Raw genomic sequence first — 19,932 nt, 5'->3', positions numbered from 1 at the left:
CCTCCGCCCTAAGCTTTTTCAACTTGACCGAAATCCAACTCCACAGGTGTTGAGCGGCCAAAAATAGTCACCGCTACCCGCAACTTGTTCTTATCATAATTGACGTTTTCCACCATACCGTGGAAATCAGTGAATGGACCATCCTTGACACGCACCGCTTCACCCACTTCAAATAATACCTTGGGTCTCGGCTTTTCCACCCCGGTCTGCATCTGGTGCATTATATTTTGCACTTCTTTTTCGCTAATGGGAGTAGGTTTCATTGCCGAACCACCCAAAAATCCAGTAACCTTGGGTGTACTCTTAACGAGATGCCAGCTTTCGTCGGTCATTTCCATCTCTACCAGCACATAGCCCGGGAAGAATTTACGCTCGCTAATGCTCTTCTGGCCCGACTTCAGTTCCACAACCTCTTCCACCGGCACCAATATCTGGCCGAACTGATCTTCCAAACCCGCGCGTTGAATGCGCTCCGGCAATGCACGCTGCACGTATTTTTCAAACTGTGAGTACGTATGAACCACATACCAACGCTTGGACATTATTCACGCCCCATTAATTTATTAACCACCAACAACAAGCTGGCATCAACTGCCCACAAAAATAGTGCCATTACAACCGCGAACAGTAACACCACTCCTGTCGTCTGCACCGTTTCTTTACGCGACGGCCATACCACGCGCTTTGCTTCCGCTACAGATTCTGTACCGAACGCGAATAGACGCTTGCCCGGTTCGGTCGTCCAAACTACAGCAGCAGCCAACGAAAACCCAAACAATATCGCTGCAAGCTTTACCACCGCAGCGCTTTCGTGCAAAGCATAAAACCCAGCAATGCCCGCCGCAACGAACATAAACGCGACAACCAATTTAATTTTATCCGCCATGCGCAATCTGTCCGTCTTTCCTGATAATTTAACTGGCAGGCCAGGAGGGTTTCGAACCCCCAACCCTCGGTTTTGGAGACCGATACTCTACCAATTGAGCTACTGGCCTAATTTTTTAAATGGGAATTGCAAACCAATCAAGGTGAAGAATCCGCATTTGAACACCTCCCCACCCCTTTTGCCGCCGCTACTCAATCACCTTAGCTACCACACCGGCACCAACGGTGCGACCACCTTCACGTATCGCGAAACGCAGACCTTCTTCCATCGCGATTGGCGCAATCAAGTTCACCGTCACCGACACGTTGTCTCCCGGCATCACCATTTCAGTGCCAGCCGGCAGTTCAACCGCACCCGTTACGTCGGTAGTTCGGAAGTAGAATTGCGGACGGTAGCCTTGGAAGAATGGGGTGTGACGACCACCTTCGTCTTTGCTGAGAACGTAGATTTCGGCTGAAAATTTGGTATGCGGGGTAATGGAGCCAGGCTTGGCCAGAACTTGACCTCGTTCGACTTCTTCACGCTTGGTGCCACGTAACAGTATCCCAACGTTATCGCCAGCCTGACCTTGGTCGAGCAGCTTGCGGAACATTTCCACGCCGGTACAGATGGTTTTAATAGTGGGCTTGAGGCCGATGATTTCAATTTCTTCGCCCACTTTGACGACGCCACGCTCCACCCGGCCAGTCACCACGGTGCCACGGCCGGAGATGGAGAAGACGTCTTCGACGGGCATCAGGAAGGCGCCGTCCATGACGCGCATAGGCTGAGGTATGTAGGCATCAAGCGCCTCGGCCAAACGAAAGATGGAAGGTTCGCCAATTTCGGACTGGTCACCCTGCAAGGCCTTGAGCGCACTACCAATGATAATCGGGGTATCGTCACCAGGAAAGTCGTATTTGGTAAGAAGTTCACGCACTTCCATTTCGACCAGCTCGAGCAGCTCAGGGTCATCCACCATGTCGGCCTTATTCATGTAGACGATGATGTAGGGTACGCCCACTTGACGCGCCAACAGAATATGTTCTCGCGTTTGCGGCATGGGGCCATCGGCGGCAGACACTACCAAGATAGCGCCGTCCATCTGCGCAGCACCGGTAATCATGTTTTTAATGTAATCCGCATGACCAGGACAGTCTACGTGGGCGTAGTGACGGCCAGCCGTTTCATACTCGACGTGAGCGGTGTTAATGGTGATGCCGCGCGCCTTTTCTTCCGGCGCTGCGTCAATCTGGTCATAGGCTTTAGCCTCGCCGCCAAATTTCTTGGACAGCACTGTGGTAATCGCTGCAGTCAGGGTGGTTTTGCCATGATCAACGTGACCAATCGTGCCTACATTTATGTGCGGCTTGGTACGCTCAAATTTACTCTTTGCCATGATTTTTCCTCATCAACACCGAATTAACAAAAGAATCTCAACATAATTATGTGGTGCCCATGGCGGGAATCGGACCCGCGACCTCTCCCTTACCAAGGGAGTGCTCTGCCACTGAGCCACATGGGCCAACTCAAACTGGAGCGGGTGAAGGGAATCGAACCCTCGTCGTAAGTTTGGAAAACTTCTGCTCTACCATTGAGCTACACCCGCGCACTTTGCCGCCAAAATGACATGTAACTAAGCAATAACCGCACCACCCAGCCTAGTCAAATTTAACCGCCAAACTTAAAAATAAACTTTAAAAACAAAAATTTGGTGGAGGGAGAAGGATTCGAACCTTCGAAGGCAGAGCCGTCAGATTTACAGTCTGATCCCTTTAACCGCTCGGGAATCCCTCCAAACGGAACCCATGATTATCCATATTTCCGCCCCCCTTGTCAAAGGTACTTAGCAGACTCATTGGAAAACCCCACCATTATTCCCGGTCTGGTAAAATTGCGTCATTGTAAAAGCAGAGCAATATCGATGCGAGCAATAGATGTTCAACCGATGGATGGATCTGTTCAGTTATATCCAACTGGAACAGCACGTGTCGATGACTCATCCTCTGCGAGCAATCCCCACGATGGTCGATTGAAATCGGTTAGCAATGGTCGAGTCCAACGGGTTAAGGTTAAAGAGCAGGCTGTTTTCATAATATCGCTGCGTGAAAGCAGTGGGTGACAAGTAGCCAAAGCGGGCCTGTTTCCACTGCCAGTTGTAAAAGATCTCAATGTATTCGGTTATCTCCTGTATTGCCTACATTCGGGTGTAGTAGCGCCAATGATGAACCAGCTCATTTATTCGATACGCACATGACCAATTCGCTACAACTCGTTCTAATTTTGCTTGCCGTTGCCGTGGGTGTGGTGGTTGCATGCCGTGTGTTGCACTTGCCTGTTGTACTAGGCTACCTGACCGTAGGCATTCTGATCGGTCCGCATGCGCTGGGCTGGATACCGGATACACCAGGCACTCGTCATTTGGCGGAATTCGGCCTGGTATTCCTAATGTTCAGCATCGGCCTTGAATTCAGCCTTGCGCGTCTCCACAAGATGAAACGCACGGTCTTCGGCCTTGGTGGCGCGCAAGTAATGGTAACTCTTTTGTTGATTATGACAGCTGGGTGGCTGGCAGGATTTGATTGGCGTGCAAGCTTAGCTATGGGCTGTGTGCTGGCGATGTCATCCACCGCTATTGTAAGCAAAATGCTTGTCGAGCGGGCCGCCATGAGTGCACCGCATGGCCAGCAGATCATTGGTGTATTGCTATTTCAGGATTTAGCTGTAGTGCCGCTGCTCATCATTATTCCGGCTTTGGCAAGTCCACCAAGCGACCTACCGTTCACTCTCTCCCTTGCACTGCTTAAAGCCACATTAGTGCTAGCTGTGCTGCTGGTATTCGGCCAGCGCGTGATGCGATCTTGGTTTCATGTTGTGGCGCGGCAAAAATCTTCCGAGCTATTTATGCTCAACGTACTTTTTATCACACTGGGCCTTGCCTATTTCACTGAATTAGTTGGGCTATCGCTGGCACTGGGTGCATTTGTGGCCGGCATTTTGATTGCTGAGACTGAGTACCGCTATCAAGTTGAAGATGACATAAAACCGTTCCGTGATGTACTAATGGGTCTGTTTTTCGTTACTGTGGGCATGATGCTGGATCTCGGTGAAATGTTTGTCAATATTGGCTGGGTACTTCTGATGCTGCTTTGCTTACTGCTGATTAAATTTTCTGTAGTGGCGTTATTGGTGCGCAGGTTTGCCGGTGATTGGGGGGTCGCGATTCGTAGTAGCTTGGGATTGGCGCAAGCCGGTGAATTCGGCTTCGTGCTATTAACCCTGGCGGGCGGGGTGAATCTGCTATCTCCCGCAGCAGTACAAATTATCCTGGACACCATGCTTCTCTCCATGCTGGCCGCGCCTTTTCTAATCCAGCATACCGAAGCTATTGTGCGGCGCATTGCGCCCTCCGAATGGATGAGCCGCGCCATGCAGATACATCAGATAGCAGTGCAAAGCATATCCGCCGATGCAAACATCATTATTTGCGGCTACGGTCGAAGTGGGCAGTCGCTGGCGCGTTTTATGAAGCAGGAAAATGTTCAATTCATCGTGCTCGATCTCGACTCACGCCGTGTACATGAGGCCGCGGCAGCGGGTGAAAACGTGGTGTATGGTGATGCCGCCAAGCGCGAAGTGCTTTTGGCGGCCGGGTTAATGCGCGCAAAAACTCTGGTTGTCACTTACAACGACACTCACTCCGCGCTCAAAATTTTACACCTAGTTAATGAACTGCGCCCTGACTTACCTGTGGTGGTTCGAAGTGCGGACGAGACCCATATCGAGGCACTCAAACAAGCTGGAGCAGCCGAAGTTGTGGCGGATGTTCTTGAAGGCAGCGTAATGCTTGCGTCGCAAGCACTGCTGATGTCTGGCGTGCCACTCAACCGCGTCGTCCGCCGCCTTCAGGAAAACCGAGCGCGCCGCTATAGCATGTTCAGCACCTACTTTCGCACTGCTGCGAATGCAGTAGGTGAAGCCACAGAAAACTTACAGCCGCGCTTCCATAGCGTGTTGCTGGGAGAACGCGATGCCGCCGTGGGCAAGACGCTTGATGAAATTAATCTGGCCAAATTAAATGTGGAAGTAAATGCGGTACGCCGCCACAACGTGCGCGGCAATCAACCTGCTGGCAATATGATAATGAAAGCTGGTGACATACTGGTACTACTCGGTCAACCAAGGCCACTGGCAGCGGCGAAAAAACACTTGCGCGAGGGATAATTAAAAGCTATACCGCAATTACCTGTTGAAGCTGCCTTGCTCTTCCAATAGATATAAATAAACAAGTAGTTGGCGTGACACTTTGTCCGAAACAATGGGATAGACTTCTCCTCATCGGAGCTGTTATCAACCGGTAGTAATAGCAAGCTACGGAAAAACGCTCATTTATTTTCCCTTACCCGCTCAAGGGCACCTCTAAAATTCACCTCCAATAGGAAACTGCAAATTATGATAATCGGAGTCACTAAAAAGTTTGTGATTACTAAGTTTAAAAAAACCGTTTTTAATCAATGCGCAGCACTGGATGAATGATCTACTTCCTACATCACTCGCCTTAATTCGTGTTACTTTGTAAAAAATTGCATATTTGTATCTTGGACAACCATGACAGCACTCGTTGAATTACTACAAAGCATCCCGTTTTTTTTCATTGTTCTGTGCGGCATTGCCGGTCTGCTGGTGGGCAGTTTTCTAAATGTAGTAATTCATCGCCTACCCAAGATGTTGGAGCGTGAATGGCACGACCAATGCGCTGAGCTCAACGGCAACGAGCCAGAAAATGTGCCGCCCTACAACTTGTTCATGCCGCATTCCGCCTGTCCGCACTGTGGCCACAAGATAAGCGCGCTGGAAAACATCCCGGTCATCAGCTATTTGCTGCTACGCGGCAAATGCAAGGATTGCAGCGCACATATCTCGGCACGGTATCCCATCGTGGAAACGGTGTCTGGTCTTCTGAGCGCTTATGCCGCATGGCATTTCGGCTTCGGTTTAGCTGCCTTGGCCGCGTTGTTGTTTATCTGGATGCTGTTGGCACTAACCTGCATTGATCTTGATACTCAACTGCTGCCGGATGACATTACATTGTCACTTCTGTGGCTGGGTCTACTGTTTAATTTGTCGGCCACATTTACTGACATTAATAGTGCCGTCATCGGCGCAATCACAGGGTATCTAGCTCTATGGAGCATATATTGGCTATTCAAGCTCGCCACCGGCAAAGAAGGCATGGGTTATGGTGACTTCAAGCTACTGGCGGCAATCGGCGCATGGCTGGGCTGGCAAATGCTACCGCTGGTTATTATGCTCTCTTCAATAGTAGGCGCAGTGGTCGGCATTACATTGATTATCGCGGCGCGTCTTGGCCGCAACGTCCCTATTCCCTTTGGCCCGTATTTGGCAGGCGGCGGCGTGATTGCGTTATTCTGGGGACAACCACTTACGCAGGGCTACCTGCAACTGTTCAGCATTCCATGATATATCGCGTAGGACTAACCGGGGGTATTGGTAGCGGCAAGAGTACTGTAGCTTCACTATTCAAAGAATGTGGTGTGTTAGTCATCGATAGCGATGTCATTTCACACCAGTTGACCCAATCCGGTGGCATAGCCATCGCTGCGATCCGCACGACATTCGGAGATGACTATATTGATGCCAGTGGCGCATTGGACAGGGTGTTCATGCGTCAATTGATATTTTCTGATCATGCCGCCAAGCTGAAGCTGGAGGCTATTCTGCACCCGCTTATCCGTGCGCAAATTTTGACGCAGGTCGACGATGCCAATATTAACAGCACTCTTGCATCTCCCTATCTGTTGCTGGTCATTCCACTATTATTTGAAACGCATAACTACCGCGAGTTGGTGCAACGCACATTGGTAGTGGATTGCGCGGAAACTACCCAAATTGCGCGCACCATGCAACGTAGCGGGCTGGATGAGCAAACAGTGCGTACCATAATGGCATCTCAAATCACGCGCGCCGAACGGCTACGGCTTGCTGATGAGATCATTCAAAATGAGGGTAATCTGGATGCTTTGCGCCAGCAGATAGCCAAACTGCATCAACACTATCTAGCCATTTCCTCAGGAATTGGTTGACGATATATAATGACCATAATATATTGACCTCTTTTTAACGAAAACTCATCCCCCCACTAGCATTGTGATTAGCTATGATTTCCCTCTCAATGAACGTATGCGCACCTTACTGCGCCTAGAGGACCTTTATGCCAAGTTGCTATGCTTTACAGAAAGATCAAGCGCCATTGACCATCACGCTGCTCTGAGCGTATTGTTTGAGGTCCTCGAAGTCGCTAGCCGTTCCGACCTGAAATCTGATCTGTTGCAAGAATTAGAACGCCAAAAACGACAACTTTCCGCTTTACACAACAACCCGGAAATTTCAGAATTAGCACTGGATGCGGTACTCGATGAAATTGAATGCGCCAGTAGTGGCGTGTTAAACATGAGTGGCAAGGTGGGCCAGCACTTGCGCGAAAACGAATGGCTAATGGGCATCAAGCAGCGTGCCGGCATCCCTGGCGGAACCTGTGAATTTGACTTGCCATCCTACCATCACTGGCTGCATCAGGATGCCATGCTGCGGCGCAATTACCTAAAAACTTGCCTAACTCCCATGCTCCCCATACGCGATGGCCTTGCAATCATCCTCAAGCTGTTACGCGAAAGTGGAAAAGCCTTCCATTACATTGCTCACCAGGGTAGCTTTCAGCAAATGCAATGTGGCCGCGTAGCACAAATGCTGCGTGTCAGTTTGGACAAAGCGTTACCGTGCGTTCCTGAAGTCGGCGCCAACAAATACATGCTTAATATTCGCTTCATTGCTGCCGATTATGTAGCCAAGAGCGCCTTATACGATCAGGATGTAGCGTTCAACCTTACTTTCTGCTCTTTGTAATTGCGCTTGTCAATTTAATGACTGACGCCATCCTCCCACAAGTGAGTGATGAGCTGGAAATGAAATGTTTTTTGATCCGTTTATTTGAAAACAGGAATACGCCATGGTGAAAAAAACAACTATTGTCACTTGTCCGCAATGTAAAAAAGAAGTGACGTGGAATAATGACAGTCCCTATCGCCCATTTTGCAGCGAGCGCTGCAAATTAATTGACTTGGGACAGTGGGCCACGGAAAGTTATCGCATCCCGCAGTCCGAGAGCAACTCGGAAGAGGAACCTTCTCACCAAGCCTGATGCAACATCGCAATGCCATGCGCACCATGCAGCCAGGCCTTCTCCATGTCGTCACAACATAATCCACCCAGCGCAAACACCGGAATGGCCGAATTTGCTGCCATTGTTGCAAATGCCTGCCAGCCTAAATGTGTTGCATCGGGATGACTGCGAGTGGGCAATACAGGACTTAGCACCACGAAATCGAAGCCCAGATTATTGGCTCGTTGTAGTTCGTCGGCGTTGTGACAGGATGCCGCACACCAAGTCAAGCTGGGACGTGAATTACATGCAGCAAGCTGGGTACTATTCAAATGCACACCGTCCGCGCCAATTTCATTAGCCAGCTCAATATCACTGTTAATTAGCACTTGCGCGCCGTATATGTGTGCCAGTTGCACCACACGCAAAGACAATTCACGCATAGCTTCGCGCGACAAAACAGGTTCGCGCATCTGCACCAACTTCAAGCCATTTTCTAGCGCAACTTGTAAACGTTCCATAAACTTTTCACTACCCAACTCGGCAGCATTACTAATGGCATACAAAGGTGGGAATTGCAGCGCACGGAGGACAAATATATTGGCCGGAAGCACTGGGGATATTGTCAAATTGGAAGGGGTTTGCCAACTCAGTTGTTGATTTTCTTTGCCATGAAGCTCGCCCTGCCATACAGTGATACGAAAGAAATTCAGTCTCACTGTAGCGTGTGTATAAATGTGCAAGCGTGTCAGCCAAGGATAAGCAGTCGCAATTTTAATGCCTAACTCTTCGTGCAGTTCTCGTTCCAGCGCTTGCAGCAGTGTTTCGCCCTCTTCAACTTTACCGCCCGGAAACTCCCAGAAGCCCGCGTAAGACTTTCCTTCCGGCCGCTGCGCCAGCAGGAAACTGCCATATGTGCACTGCCCTCGCAAGGTGCAATTTACGGTGGGCGCATCTGCTTCACCATTAACCTCGCGTAACAACACGCCAACGGCAACTTCAATCATGCAAGAATTCATGTATTGCGAGCCAAGTTGCACGCGGTTACCCAATTGAGCACTAATTTGTCTGCTACCCATTCATTACGCCATTGGCCCCAATCGGACACTAAAATGATCAACTGTAACAAACCATCTAACCAGCCAAACTTTCCATGCGGATGGTCAAAAATATTTTCTAGATTATTCATGTCTTATAATTATTCATGTCTTATAAACCTACTTTCCTCAATCAAGCGAGCTCAATTTGTTGAATAGTAAGTACTGGTGTAGGTTTTCAGCGGATTAAGGAGATCGCAAATGCGAGCTTAAAGAGGTCTTCATCGCGGTCAAGCAGGCCAGGAACGCACTGACGAACTGGCTGTACTTAGCTGGCTTGGCGGAAGCAGGCCCGCCTTGACTACTTGGCACTCGCTGCTTTCACGCAGCGGCATTATGAAATTCAGCTCGCTGTTTAACCCATTGGACTCCATTATTGCCAACCGACCTCATTATCGCCCAAGATGCAAGCCAAACGTCAAAATTAGGTATGACATGTCCGCAGCCAATTCGCAGGGACATGCATCAAATCCTCTGGTTCGTCAACGTCATGCAGCAGCGCGCCAATTTGTAGCGACCAGCCTAATTGTTCAATGCGAGAGATAGTCTCTAAGGCGACGCAATTCGTACTCCAAGCGACATCCTGGAACAGAATTGGATGAAATTGAGTGAGTCCAAGTAAAGCATAGCCACCATCTGTAGTGGGGTGAATGAACGCAACGTTGTGCTCAAGTGAGGCTGATGCTTCGCGCAAGAGCAGCGTGCTCATTTCAACGCAGTCGGTACCCACCAGTAACACAGAGTCTGCATTCTCGATCCCGCGTTGCACTGCCCGAGCGAGTCGCGCACCCAAATCACCATCGCCTTGTGTGCTGATCTTTACTCGATTGGGGATATTTACGCCAAGCCAAGACGGTGAAGCGATTTCCGGCGTCGCACATAATTCAACTGGGCCGATCTCTGCCTCAATCGCACTGCATAGCGTCTCTTCCAGCATACGGCGCGCAAGTCTGGCCGCACCTTCTTGCCCAAGAGCAGGGATTAGCCGTGTCTTGGCAAAACCCGGCTGTGGCGCTTTGGCGAAAATAATAATTCTTGTCATCGGTATATTTTAGCCAGCTCGCTGGCAGGCACGCCACGCCAGTATGCCCAGCGCAGTCGCCACATTATGAATATCGTGCGCCACACTCCGTGAGCTTCCCAGCGACGGCCAGAGGTAATAACCTGATCTGCCAAACATATCGGGCGGGATAGCATTAGCAAACGTTTAGACAATTCGATGTCCTCCATCAATGGCTGATCGGGGAAACCATCGACAGATTCAAAGGCTGATCGGGTCACAAAAATGGCTTGGTCTCCGGTGGCGATGCCCGTCAAGCGCGAGCGCCAATTCATCAGATGGCCAATGACTCGCAGCATGAATGGCCGCCCATTTATGCGGACATCGAAGCGCCCCCATACACGTCCGTTCAGGGCGAGCGCACCTTTAATCAGTTGATCCGCGAACGGCGGTAACGCGGTGTCGGCGTGCAGAAACAGCAAAACATCGCCGTGCGCAATAGCCGCTCCCGCGTTCATTTGTCGAGCGCGGCCACGCTCGGCTTGGATTACCTGAATTCCGTCGCGGGATGCCACTTGGGTGGAGGCATCCTTGCTACCGCCGTCCACCACGATGACCTCTGTGCTACTGATCCGTAAAAACATGAGACGGTCAATAAAACTTGGTAAGCCATCGGCTTCATTGAGTACTGGAATAATAATCGACAACTTCATTACATGCGGCATTCAATGCAATTCAAGCGCCTGTCATAGTCCATATAGCTGATGATTATAGTTCCAGATTTCAGCCACTTTACATCGCCCTCATTGGAGGTGACAGCGAGATATGTTTCAAGTTGTACACAATTAGCCACAAGTAGGCGACTCCACTTATCGGGATTGAAACTGACTGCTTGTGCCCAAACACTGCTAATCAGCAAACGGATGATACAAAGGAATGTCTGCATGGCTTAACCTCGCTTCCATGCGTGATAACGTTGGGCCCACGCAAGCAGCCGTTGCGGCGCGTGCGCGCGCTTCCATTCACCTGCTGCGTACTTGTTCGCCTCAGACAATGTTGGATAGGTGTGGATGGTGCCGAGAATTTTATTGAGCCCCAGCCCATGCCGCATCGCCAGGACATACTCAGCCAACAGGTCAGAAGCATGTTCGCCGACGATGGTGACACCCAGAATTTTGTCTTTGCCGGGGACAGTGAGTACTTTCACGAAGCCGTACGCTGTACTATCAGCAATGGCACGGTCGAGGTCGTTGATGTCATAACGGGTAACCTCATGCGGGATATTTTTTTCTTGGGCCTCTTGTACATTAAGCCCGACCCGCGCCACTTCTGGATCGATGAAGGTGGCCCATGGCACTACGGAATAATCCACCTTGAACCGCTTGAATTCCCCAAATAGGGCGTTCACGGTGGCGAACCAAGCCTGATGAGCTGCGGTGTGAGTGAACTGGTACGGACCGGCAACATCGCCGGCGGCGTAAATATTGGGATAAATAGTTTCGAGATACTCATTAGTGACCACAGTGCGTTGCGTTGGAATGTCTAATTCTTCCAGACCGAAACCACTGAGTCGTGCTACTCGGCCAACGGCACAGAGCAAGACATCGAATTCGATACGTTGCTCGACACCGTTGCGTTCGACTACCAATATTTTTTTATCTCCGATCTTCTCACAGCGCAGAGCTTCGTGGTTAGTAAGAATTTTGACCCCATCATTTTCAAGCGCATTACGAGCTAGCGCCGATACCTCCACATCCTCGCGTATCATGATGCGCGATGACCTTTCTATTTGTGTAACCTGCGAACCCAGGCGCGCAAAGCTCTGAGCTAACTCGCAACCAATCGGTCCACCACCCAATATCACTAAATTTTTCGGTACTTCATCGAGTTTGGCAAGTTCCTCCCACAATGTATGGCTGGTCACGTAGCCCACGTCCTCAATGCCCGGCAGGGGTGGAACGAAGGGGCGCGCGCCCGCAGCTATAACGATGCTGCGGGTAGTTAAGCGATGGATTGCGCCATTGTTAAGCGTGATTTCCACTGTCCATGGATCAATGATTTTCGCATAACCTTGCAGCACTTCCACGCCGAGCCGGGTATATCGCTCCACGCTGTCATGGGGCTCGATGGTACGGATGACATCGTAAACGCGTGACATTATTGCCTTGAAGCTAAAGAGCGGAGTCGAGTGTTCCAATCCGTAACGATCCGCCGTCGCCATCTGATGTGCGAGCTTCGCGCTCTTGATAAGCGCCTTACTCGGTACGCAACCGGAATTCAGACAGTCGCCGCCCATTTTGTCAGCTTCCACCAGCGTGACCTTCGCCTTGACGGCTGCTGCGATGTAAGCCGAAACCAAACCGGCAGCGCCACCGCCAATCACAATCAAATTGCGGTCGAATGATTGCGGTCGCTGCCAGCGCGCATAAATACGTCGTTTTTGTATCCCACGGCTGATCCATTTGGCAATCAATGGGAACATGCCTAGCAAGGCAAAGGACAGTAATAGCACCGGCGAGACAATACCTGAAAGGCTATCAAGCTGTGCAAGCTGGGTACCTGCGTTCACATACACAATGGTTCCTGCCAACATGCCAAGCTGACTGACCCAGTAAAAGGTGCGAGTATGGATCGGGGTCAGACCCATCAACAAGTTAATCAGGAAAAATGGAAAAACAGGTACAAGGCGCAGTGTAAAAAGATAGAGCGCACCGTCTTTCTCCATGCCTTCATTGATTGCCTTAAGCTTGTCACCGAAGCGGTGCTGAACTACGTCGCGTAGTACATAGCGTGAAACCAGGAATGCCGCCGTAGCACCGATGCTAGATGCAAAGGACACCAGGATTGTTCCAACCCACAGCCCAAACAACGCGCCAATAGCCAATGTCATGATTGTAGCGCCGGGTAGTGACAGTGCCGTAACCATGACGTACAGCACAAAAACTCCTAGCGCGACCATCCACGGTGACTCCGATTGAAAAATCGTGAATTTTTCTTGACTGGCCTTGAGCGCATTCAGCGTAAAGTATTGGTCAAGATCAAGTCCGAAGAACAGTGCAATGATGAGCGCAACCAGCAGTAATAGAATAAATTTTTTCATATCGGCACTTCAGCCGTGCAGCGCTCCGCCACAACTGCTGCCCTGCCCTGCAGTGCAGCCGTAGCAGTGCTCGGCCACACGAATCAGCTGTCCATGCAAATCCGCTTCCATCAGTTCGCGCAAATGTGGCCTTTCCCCACCCGGCAGAGCCAGTCCGAGTTGCTGGTTAAAGTCACAATCGTAAAGATACCCCTGCCAATCCACGCTGACGAGATTGCGGCACATTACGTTAGCAAGATTGCCGGCAGCGAAATTTTCCTTGAGCAAACGAATATATTCATTGAGTTGACCCTTGGATATAAGCGTACTGCCAAAGCGCTGGATTGGCATATTGGCAAGCACAAACAGCTTATTGAAGACGATGCCGAAATGCTCGAGCAATTCGCGCTTGTAGGCCGCCTCTAGCGCACCTTGCTTTGGTGGCAGCATTGGACCGAGGGGGTTGTATACAAGATTCAGGGTAAGCCCGCTTCCTTCCTGGCCATAGCCCAATGAATTGAAGCGCTGGAGAGCGGCAATGCTTTTATCAAACACACCGTCACCGCGCTGTTTATCCACATTGACAGCGGTATAACACGGCAGCGAGGCCACTACCTCCACTCTATGCTCAGCAAGAAATTCGGCTAGATTGTTCTGCCCAGGCTCAAACATAATTGTCAGGTTACAGCGGTCTATTACTTGCACTCCCAGGGCTGTTGCTTTGCTCACCAAATCACGAAATTTGTGGTGTAACTCAGGCGCCCCACCAGTCAGATCCAGCACGCCAATCTGGCGTGCTGCCAGCAATTGCGGAATCAAACTGAGCGTTTCCTCATCCATCATTTCTTTACGATTTGGGCCGGCATTGACGTGACAATGCACACAAGTCTGATTGCAGCGATAACCGAGGTTGACCTGCAATATTTCGAGTTTCTTCCTGCGTAGCGCTGGGAAATCCGTAGTCAGAAGCAGGGGTAAGGTGGCGTGCATAGCATCCTCAGTGAGTGATTAATCCGTACCACATCAATTGTCGTGACGCTAGGAGCCTGTCGGACTTCTCTTGTAACTCATTGATTAAATTGATGCGCCCATTATTTAATCAAATTAATTTATATATAAAAAACAATATGTTACGCTGTTTCAAAACTCGAAGTCCGACAGTCTGCTAGGGCGTAACGACAATTTTGTTGAATCCGACTATAGGGTGAAGTTTTAGAGTTCATGCAACGCAGTAGTTGGAATGGAATGTTTTAGCACGCAATCTGTGAGGCAAATGATCACAGCTCTGGATTTTTTAGAAGTGCCCCCTAGGCAGGCGCGCTCTTGATCCTGGTAATGCGTATTACCTCGGGTATTCCGCGCAGGCCGCGCATCACGTTGGCCAAGTGTATGCGGTTGCTCACCTGCAATGTAAAATACAGTGTAGTGTAATTACCTTCATTGGTGAAGTGGACATTTTCGATGTTGGATTCGGCATCGGCAATCGCTGCTGCTACCTTGGCCAGAACGCCGCGCTGATTGGCTACGATTAATTTAATGCTCACCTCAAAGGGTCTGTTGATGTGCTTGTCCCACACCACGTCCAGCCATTTGTCCATGCCGCCGCGTCCCTTGCATAACACGGGGCAGTCATGAGTATGAACTACCAATCCTTGGCCTTTCTTGATAATGCCGATGATAGAGTCTCCTGGAATGGGGCGACAGCATTTTGCGAACTGTACTGCCATACCTTCCGTGCCAAGGATAGTGATTACGCCGCTGAGCGCAGGATGTTCTAGAGTGCCGGCCTCTCCGATACGTGCGAGCTGACGTGCAATAACCATGTTGAGGCGACGTCCCAGAGCAATGTCAGCGAAGATTTCTTCGCGCGATTTTACACCGGTATCCTTGAGCAGCTTTTCCCACCGGCTGTTGTCAATGTCCTGTTTTTTAAGTCCAAGTGAAGATAGAGCTTGGTTCAGCAGGCGCTCCCCCAGCGCGGAGGATTCGTCAAAATGCATAGTTTTGAGTGCATGACGAATCTGGCTGCGTGCCTTGCTGGTGACTACATAGCTGAGCCATGCGGGATTGGGGTGAGCATGCGTCGCGGTGATGATTTCCACGCGGTCGCCATTTTTCATCTCGACACGTAATGGTGCCAGCTCAAAATTTACTTTGACAGCTACACAGCGATTGCCGATGTCGGTATGCACGCTATAAGCAAAGTCCACAGCCGTTGCGCCACGTGGCAGCGCGAGAATTTTGCCTTTAGGAGTAAACACGTAAACTTCATCCGGGAATAAATCTACCTTCAGGTGTTCAAGAAACTCCACCGAATCGCCGCTCTGGCTTAAGCTTTCCAATAAGCTTTGCAGCCACTGGTGGGTCTTCTTGTGCAGATCATTGAATGATGTTTGCGCGGTCTTGTATAACCAGTGCGAGGCGACACCAGCCTCTGCGATTTTGTGCATTTCCTGAGTGCGAATCTGCACTTCGATGGGGGTACCGTATGGCCCAAACAGGGTGGTATGCAGCGACTGATAAGCGTTCGCCTTGGGGATGGCGATATAATCCTTAAATTTGCCTGGAATCGGTTTATATAAAGCATGTAGCGCTCCCAGCGCCAGGTAACAGGAGGGTACATCATCCACCATCACGCGGAAGCCATAAATGTCCTGTACTTGAGCGAAGGCCAGAGATTTTGCCTGCATTTTCTGGTAGATGCCATATAGGTGTTTTTCGCGCCCTTGTATTTGGGCAGTGATGTGATGCTCTTCCAGGCGCTGGCGAATGGCTTCCTGAATTTTGCCTACAACCTCACGACGATTACCGCGTGCGACTTTGAGAGCCTTAGACAGAACTTCATAGCGCTTTGGGTACAGATGCTTGAAGCCTAAGTCTTCCAATTCCTGATAAATGGCATTGAGGCCCAAGCGGTTGGCAATGGGTGCATAAATTTCCATGGTCTCGCGCGCGATGCGCTCGCATTTTTCGCGAGACATTGATTTTAGCGTGCGCATGTTGTGCAGGCGGTCGGCCAGTTTAATCAGGATGACGCGCACGTCACGCGCCATCGCTAACAGCATTTTACGGAAATTTTCCGCTTGCGCATCCTCTTTGGTCTGAAATTCAATCTTGTCAAGCTTACTCAAACCATCAACAAGTTCGGCCACCGATTTGCCGAATATATTGGCTACTTCTTCATTACTAATATGGGTGTCTTCCACAACGTCATGCAGTAATGCCGCCATTATGGCTTGCGCATCGAGATGCAGTGGTGTGAGAATTCGAGCGACGGCAATGGGATGCGAAATATAGGGCTCACCGGACTTGCGTAGCTGACCTTCGTGTGCTTGACCACTAAATTTAAGTGCCTGCCGGATATGTTCGACATCCTTGGGCTTCAGGTAGGTGGAGACCTCCTGTAAGAGCATTTCGGCATCGGACATACATGTACCTCCAAAATTTAAATTTGCGATCATCTGCTGTGCAGATTGTCTGCTAAAGTATTCATCTCAACTGTGTACTTGATTTAGAAAAAACTTTCTTAAATATAATAAGATATAGCCATCTGACAGTTTAGTCGAACAGATCCATTTGACTATCTATCTATTGGTTCCTGCTACCATTTTGGATTATTAAGAAATTAATAAACGATATATTAGAAAAGTGATCAGGCTCTGAATATGAATTGTATGGAGCGTATATTTAATTTATAAACTGTGTATTTTTTAGATGGCAACACTAATTATAACTATTTGGGATAAAGACTAATCCGTATAATTTTATTTCTAATTTTAAGGATGGGCGGATGAACGAAGAACAAGCTGTGCTGAATTTTTTCGCACAAAAAGAAAACCTGCCCTTGGCACTTAGTGTGGCAAATCAGGTGGATGGAACACGCCAGAAATTGAACAATGACTTCTGGCTAGCATTAAGCGAACGTATCGTAGCAAGCACGTCGGGCTGGCGCATATCAACCACCGAAGACCGCAACGCAACTGAGTGTCTGGTTGGGCTGTACCTGCAACCTGAATCAGAACAAAAACTCTACCTGCGCCCCATGCTGGAACAGCAATATCTGGGCGACACCCTGCGTATTTACTATGGGCTGATGTGGAGTGCTGCGCCTACGCTCGAACAAAAACAGTTAAGAGTCATTAATACACTGCATAATACTTTTCAGGAGGCAGGCTTTAAGAGCAATGAGAGTTTCCTGGCTTGGCAATGGACGTCTTATTACCCGCGCAGCATGGATTTCCTTCTGCGTTTTTCCTCCACTGCGGATGCACTGCTAAATGAAGCCACCAGTCTAATACAAACTCTATTGGTGACACATCACGATGCTTTGCATTCTGCCAACGCAGCTCTGCGTGAGTCTTCAAGAAGCGCTGCAATTTCAATAGTATCACTCGACAAGTTGCGCGCAAACCTCGAGCGTTAAAGTATGCCCTTAAACCGGATTTTCCAGATCGAAAAAATGATGCTCTATACCGCAATGCTCGGCGAGGTGCATACCCAGAGCCTGCACACCATAGCGCTCAGTGGCGTGATGGCCAGCCGCGATGAATGCCACACCCGTTTCTTGCGCCACATGCACATTCTGCTCGGAAATTTCGCCGGTGAGAAAGGCATCCACGCCCAACGCTATCGCCGCTTCGAAATAACCCTGCGCCGCACCTGTACACCAAGCGATCCTGCGGATAGTGGGGTCACCCTCTCCTATCACTAGCGGCGTACGCTGTAAACTGTGCGCAATTTTGTGGGTCAATTGTGCCAATGTTTGTGCTTGTACCAACTCCCCATAACAAGCTATGTCGTGCTCTCCGAAGCGCCCATGCTCCATAAAATCCAAACGCTGACCGAGTTGCGCGTTGTTGCCAAGTTCGGCATGCGCATCCAGCGGCAGGTGATAAGCCAGCAGACTAACATCGTGCTGAAGCAAATGCGCAATACGCTGTTTCTTGATTCCAGTCACAGCAGCATCTTCATTACGCCAGAAATAACCATGGTGAACCAGAATAGCGTCTGCATTCCATGCTGTGGCTGCTTTCAATAAACGATGCGAGGCCGTTACACCACTGGCGATGCGGCGGACTTCTGCTCTACCTTCCACTTGCACACCATTTGGGCAATAGTCACGAAAACGGTCGGGTTCCAGCAGGCTTGCGATATAATCGCGCAAATCATTTAGCAACATGATCTTATCTTTAAATTAATCACTTCGATTTTACTTTAAATCAGCCACACTAAAACTTAATCTCTCTCGTCTTTTAAACAGAAAGCAGTGATATAACAATTTCAATCTTTGAATTAATAATTAAATTATATTTTTCATAAGCTTACGTGCTCATCACTTTTTTTATTTGCTACACTAAATTTAGCTCCATCGGAAGCCTGAATAACTGCACCGATCGTTTATATCATTACTCAACACACAAGTGCGGCTCGCGGGATGCGACGTATTTTTCCAGACTCATAAACCTCAGCAGACCATCACACGAATTTACAAAGCATTCGGGTCAGATAAATAGATCTCTGAACAACGTAAAGCAGTCATATCATGCGTAAATTCTGGCTCTTATTCGCACAAGCCACCACTATCGGGCTGGCGGTATTATTCATTATTAATACCCTGAAGCCCGGCCTGCTGTCCTCTGCTGCGCGTAGCGGCATCGTCACACTGCATGAAAGCGTAAACACCAGCACCAGCCAAGTTCCTCCAGCAGGCTTCAGCGCTGCGGCACGCAAAGTCATGCCCACCGTGGTTAATATTTTTACCAGCACCGAAATAAAGAAACCTTTGCATCCATTCATGGATGATCCACGCTTCCGTTTCTTTTTTGGCGAAGAGTTCGATAATTCTCCACAACGCGGTTCTAACTTAGGTTCTGGCGTCATCATCAGCCACGACGGTTACATACTTACTAACCATCATGTGGTTGAAGCTGCCGACCAGATCGAAGTGGCTCTGGCCGATGGGCGCAAGGCCAAAGGACGCATTATTGGTTCCGATCCGGAATCCGATCTTGCCGTCATTAAGATCGACCTGCCTGGCACCATCCCGGCCATCACCTTTAGCCGCCCAGACCAAGCGCAAGTAGGTGATATCGTGTTGGCCATCGGCAACCCGTTCGGCGTGGGACAAACGGTGACTATGGGCATTGTCAGTGCAGTAAAACGCAATCACCTCGGACTAAACACTTTCGAAAACTTCATCCAGACCGACGCAGCAATTAACCCAGGCAACTCGGGTGGCGCGCTGGTAGATGTAAACGGCAACCTGATCGGCATTAACAGCGCGATTTACTCGCCCAATGGTGGCTCACTCGGTATCGGTTTTGCTATTCCTGTCAGCACGGCAAAAAAAATCATGGAACAGATCATCCAAAGCGGCTCGGTGACACGCGGCTGGGTCGGCGTAGCAGTGCAGGAGCTCACGCCAGAACTAGCGGAATCATTTAAGCTCGGCAATATACAGGGAGTGTTAATTTCGGAAGTTGTGCGTGGCAGTCCAGCGGACAAAGCCGGGATGCGTGCTGGCGACATTCTCACCATGGTAGATAATAAACAGCTGCTAACAGATTCCAGCTCTATGCTGGAAACCATTTCCAGTTTGCCGCCCGGCAAAGTTGTCGTATTCAAGCTGCTGCGCAATCAGCGTGAAGTTGTGGTGCAAGTTACGGTCGGTAAGCGACCGAGACCGAAGCAGCTGGAGTAAAACTCCTAAGT

At 49.7% G+C, this 19,932-nt stretch carries 17 protein-coding genes, 4 tRNA genes and 1 pseudogene; 7 read left to right on the top strand and 15 right to left on the bottom strand.

Annotated features, from left to right (window positions below; all coding sequences use genetic code 11):
- Window positions 1-8: 8 nt before the first annotated feature.
- The 8 genes and pseudogenes from nusG to MJ768_RS06755 all read right to left on the bottom strand — a co-directional run.
- The gene (gene nusG / locus MJ768_RS06790) at window positions 9-542 is read right to left on the bottom strand and encodes a transcription termination/antitermination protein NusG (RefSeq protein WP_239289277.1); all 534 of its coding nucleotides are present in this window, start codon (window positions 540-542) and stop codon (window positions 9-11) included.
- Window positions 542-886 (bottom strand): preprotein translocase subunit SecE, encoded by a 345-nt coding sequence (secE, locus tag MJ768_RS06785; RefSeq protein WP_239289267.1) that lies wholly within the window; start codon window positions 884-886, stop codon window positions 542-544. The genes nusG and secE overlap by 1 nt, the downstream gene beginning before the upstream one ends.
- A gap of 33 nt (window positions 887-919) precedes the next feature.
- A tRNA-Trp gene (locus MJ768_RS06780) sits at window positions 920-995 on the bottom strand.
- 78 nt (window positions 996-1,073) lie between these two features.
- Window positions 1,074-2,264 (bottom strand): elongation factor Tu, encoded by a 1,191-nt coding sequence (gene tuf, locus MJ768_RS06775; RefSeq protein WP_239289265.1) that lies wholly within the window; start codon window positions 2,262-2,264, stop codon window positions 1,074-1,076.
- Window positions 2,265-2,315: 51 nt separating this feature from the next.
- Window positions 2,316-2,390 (bottom strand) — tRNA-Thr (locus tag MJ768_RS06770).
- Between the two features lie 10 nt (window positions 2,391-2,400).
- Window positions 2,401-2,474, bottom strand: a tRNA-Gly gene (locus MJ768_RS06765).
- A gap of 103 nt (window positions 2,475-2,577) precedes the next feature.
- A tRNA-Tyr gene (locus tag MJ768_RS06760) sits at window positions 2,578-2,662 on the bottom strand.
- Between the two features lie 283 nt (window positions 2,663-2,945).
- A pseudogene (locus MJ768_RS06755) lies at window positions 2,946-3,104 on the bottom strand (IS3 family transposase); the annotation flags it as partial.
- Window positions 3,105-3,118: 14 nt separating this feature from the next.
- Here MJ768_RS06755 and MJ768_RS06750 point away from each other — a divergent pair.
- The 5 genes from MJ768_RS06750 to yacG all read left to right on the top strand — a co-directional run bounded on the left by MJ768_RS06750 (window position 3,119) and on the right by yacG (window position 8,084).
- The gene (locus MJ768_RS06750) at window positions 3,119-5,089 is read left to right on the top strand and encodes a monovalent cation:proton antiporter-2 (CPA2) family protein (RefSeq protein WP_239289263.1); all 1,971 of its coding nucleotides are present in this window, start codon (window positions 3,119-3,121) and stop codon (window positions 5,087-5,089) included.
- A gap of 384 nt (window positions 5,090-5,473) precedes the next feature.
- Entirely contained in the window at window positions 5,474-6,346 is an 873-nt protein-coding gene (locus tag MJ768_RS06745) for a prepilin peptidase (RefSeq protein WP_239289261.1), read from the top strand.
- The gene (gene coaE / locus MJ768_RS06740) at window positions 6,343-6,969 is read left to right on the top strand and encodes a dephospho-CoA kinase (RefSeq protein WP_239289259.1); all 627 of its coding nucleotides are present in this window, start codon (window positions 6,343-6,345) and stop codon (window positions 6,967-6,969) included. Before MJ768_RS06745 ends, coaE begins: the two co-directional genes overlap by 4 nt.
- 64 nt (window positions 6,970-7,033) lie before the next feature.
- Complete coding sequence (gene zapD, locus MJ768_RS06735; protein WP_239289257.1) at window positions 7,034-7,789, top strand: cell division protein ZapD; 756 nt, start codon at window positions 7,034-7,036, stop codon at window positions 7,787-7,789.
- A gap of 103 nt (window positions 7,790-7,892) precedes the next feature.
- Complete coding sequence (yacG, locus tag MJ768_RS06730; protein WP_239289255.1) at window positions 7,893-8,084, top strand: DNA gyrase inhibitor YacG; 192 nt, start codon at window positions 7,893-7,895, stop codon at window positions 8,082-8,084.
- Here the strand turns inward: yacG and MJ768_RS06725 are convergent.
- From MJ768_RS06725 to MJ768_RS06700, 6 genes are all read right to left on the bottom strand, one after another.
- A complete protein-coding gene (locus tag MJ768_RS06725; RefSeq protein ID WP_239289253.1) occupies window positions 8,072-9,124 on the bottom strand; it encodes a Nudix family hydrolase in 1,053 nt (350 codons plus the stop codon). The two genes, yacG and MJ768_RS06725, sit on opposite strands and share 13 nt — an antisense overlap.
- A 442-nt stretch (window positions 9,125-9,566) precedes the next feature.
- Window positions 9,567-10,184 (bottom strand): TIGR04282 family arsenosugar biosynthesis glycosyltransferase, encoded by a 618-nt coding sequence (locus MJ768_RS06720; RefSeq protein WP_239289251.1) that lies wholly within the window; start codon window positions 10,182-10,184, stop codon window positions 9,567-9,569.
- A complete protein-coding gene (locus MJ768_RS06715) occupies window positions 10,181-10,855 on the bottom strand; it encodes a TIGR04283 family arsenosugar biosynthesis glycosyltransferase (RefSeq protein WP_239289249.1) in 675 nt (224 codons plus the stop codon). Before MJ768_RS06715 ends, MJ768_RS06720 begins: the two co-directional genes overlap by 4 nt.
- Before the next feature lie 236 nt (window positions 10,856-11,091).
- Window positions 11,092-13,242, bottom strand: a complete 2,151-nt coding sequence (locus tag MJ768_RS06710; protein WP_239289247.1) for an FAD-dependent oxidoreductase — start codon at window positions 13,240-13,242, stop codon at window positions 11,092-11,094.
- Between the two features lie 9 nt (window positions 13,243-13,251).
- Entirely contained in the window at window positions 13,252-14,211 is a 960-nt protein-coding gene (gene arsS, locus MJ768_RS06705) for an arsenosugar biosynthesis radical SAM (seleno)protein ArsS (protein ID WP_239289245.1), read from the bottom strand.
- Window positions 14,212-14,528: 317 nt separating this feature from the next.
- On the bottom strand, window positions 14,529-16,649 hold the full coding sequence (locus MJ768_RS06700; RefSeq protein WP_239289243.1) for a RelA/SpoT family protein: 2,121 nt from the start codon (window positions 16,647-16,649) through the stop codon (window positions 14,529-14,531).
- A 362-nt stretch (window positions 16,650-17,011) separates the two neighbouring features.
- Here MJ768_RS06700 and MJ768_RS06695 point away from each other — a divergent pair, with 362 nt between their 5' ends.
- Window positions 17,012-17,644: a hypothetical protein gene (locus MJ768_RS06695; protein WP_239289241.1), complete on the top strand. Its 633-nt coding sequence runs from the start codon at window positions 17,012-17,014 to the stop codon at window positions 17,642-17,644.
- A gap of 9 nt (window positions 17,645-17,653) precedes the next feature.
- Here MJ768_RS06695 and MJ768_RS06690 read toward each other — a convergent pair whose 3' ends face one another.
- Window positions 17,654-18,400, bottom strand: coding sequence for a Nif3-like dinuclear metal center hexameric protein (locus tag MJ768_RS06690; protein WP_239289239.1), 747 nt, complete (start codon window positions 18,398-18,400; stop codon window positions 17,654-17,656).
- Between the two features lie 363 nt (window positions 18,401-18,763).
- Between MJ768_RS06690 and MJ768_RS06685 the strand changes: the two genes are divergently transcribed.
- Window positions 18,764-19,921 (top strand): Do family serine endopeptidase, encoded by a 1,158-nt coding sequence (locus tag MJ768_RS06685; protein ID WP_239289230.1) that lies wholly within the window; start codon window positions 18,764-18,766, stop codon window positions 19,919-19,921.
- The last annotated feature ends 11 nt before the right edge of the window (window positions 19,922-19,932 follow it).

This window comes from Candidatus Nitrotoga sp. 1052 (assembly GCF_927312905.1).
Lineage (GTDB): Bacteria > Pseudomonadota > Gammaproteobacteria > Burkholderiales > Gallionellaceae > Nitrotoga.
The sequence above is the reverse complement of the archived record's forward strand: the minus strand, read 5'-3'. Positions and strand labels throughout refer to the sequence as shown.

Bases quoted from the DNA above. Each gene is read 5' to 3' on its own strand.
- nusG (WP_239289277.1), bottom strand. From the start codon at position 542: ATGTCCAAGCGTTGGTATGTGGTTCATACGTACTCACAGTTTGAAAAA.
- secE (WP_239289267.1), bottom strand. From the start codon at position 886: ATGGCGGATAAAATTAAATTGGTTGTCGCGTTTATGTTCGTTGCGGCG.
- tuf (WP_239289265.1), bottom strand. From the start codon at position 2,264: ATGGCAAAGAGTAAATTTGAGCGTACCAAGCCGCACATAAATGTAGGC.
- MJ768_RS06750 (WP_239289263.1), top strand. From the start codon at position 3,119: ATGACCAATTCGCTACAACTCGTTCTAATTTTGCTTGCCGTTGCCGTG.
- MJ768_RS06745 (WP_239289261.1), top strand. From the start codon at position 5,474: ATGACAGCACTCGTTGAATTACTACAAAGCATCCCGTTTTTTTTCATT.
- coaE (WP_239289259.1), top strand. From the start codon at position 6,343: ATGATATATCGCGTAGGACTAACCGGGGGTATTGGTAGCGGCAAGAGT.
- yacG (WP_239289255.1), top strand. From the start codon at position 7,893: ATGGTGAAAAAAACAACTATTGTCACTTGTCCGCAATGTAAAAAAGAA.
- MJ768_RS06725 (WP_239289253.1), bottom strand. From the start codon at position 9,124: ATGGGTAGCAGACAAATTAGTGCTCAATTGGGTAACCGCGTGCAACTT.
- MJ768_RS06720 (WP_239289251.1), bottom strand. From the start codon at position 10,184: ATGACAAGAATTATTATTTTCGCCAAAGCGCCACAGCCGGGTTTTGCC.
- MJ768_RS06715 (WP_239289249.1), bottom strand. From the start codon at position 10,855: ATGAAGTTGTCGATTATTATTCCAGTACTCAATGAAGCCGATGGCTTA.
- MJ768_RS06710 (WP_239289247.1), bottom strand. From the start codon at position 13,242: ATGAAAAAATTTATTCTATTACTGCTGGTTGCGCTCATCATTGCACTG.
- arsS (WP_239289245.1), bottom strand. From the start codon at position 14,211: ATGCACGCCACCTTACCCCTGCTTCTGACTACGGATTTCCCAGCGCTA.
- MJ768_RS06700 (WP_239289243.1), bottom strand. From the start codon at position 16,649: ATGTCCGATGCCGAAATGCTCTTACAGGAGGTCTCCACCTACCTGAAG.
- MJ768_RS06695 (WP_239289241.1), top strand. From the start codon at position 17,012: ATGAACGAAGAACAAGCTGTGCTGAATTTTTTCGCACAAAAAGAAAAC.
- MJ768_RS06690 (WP_239289239.1), bottom strand. From the start codon at position 18,400: ATGTTGCTAAATGATTTGCGCGATTATATCGCAAGCCTGCTGGAACCC.
- MJ768_RS06685 (WP_239289230.1), top strand. From the start codon at position 18,764: ATGCGTAAATTCTGGCTCTTATTCGCACAAGCCACCACTATCGGGCTG.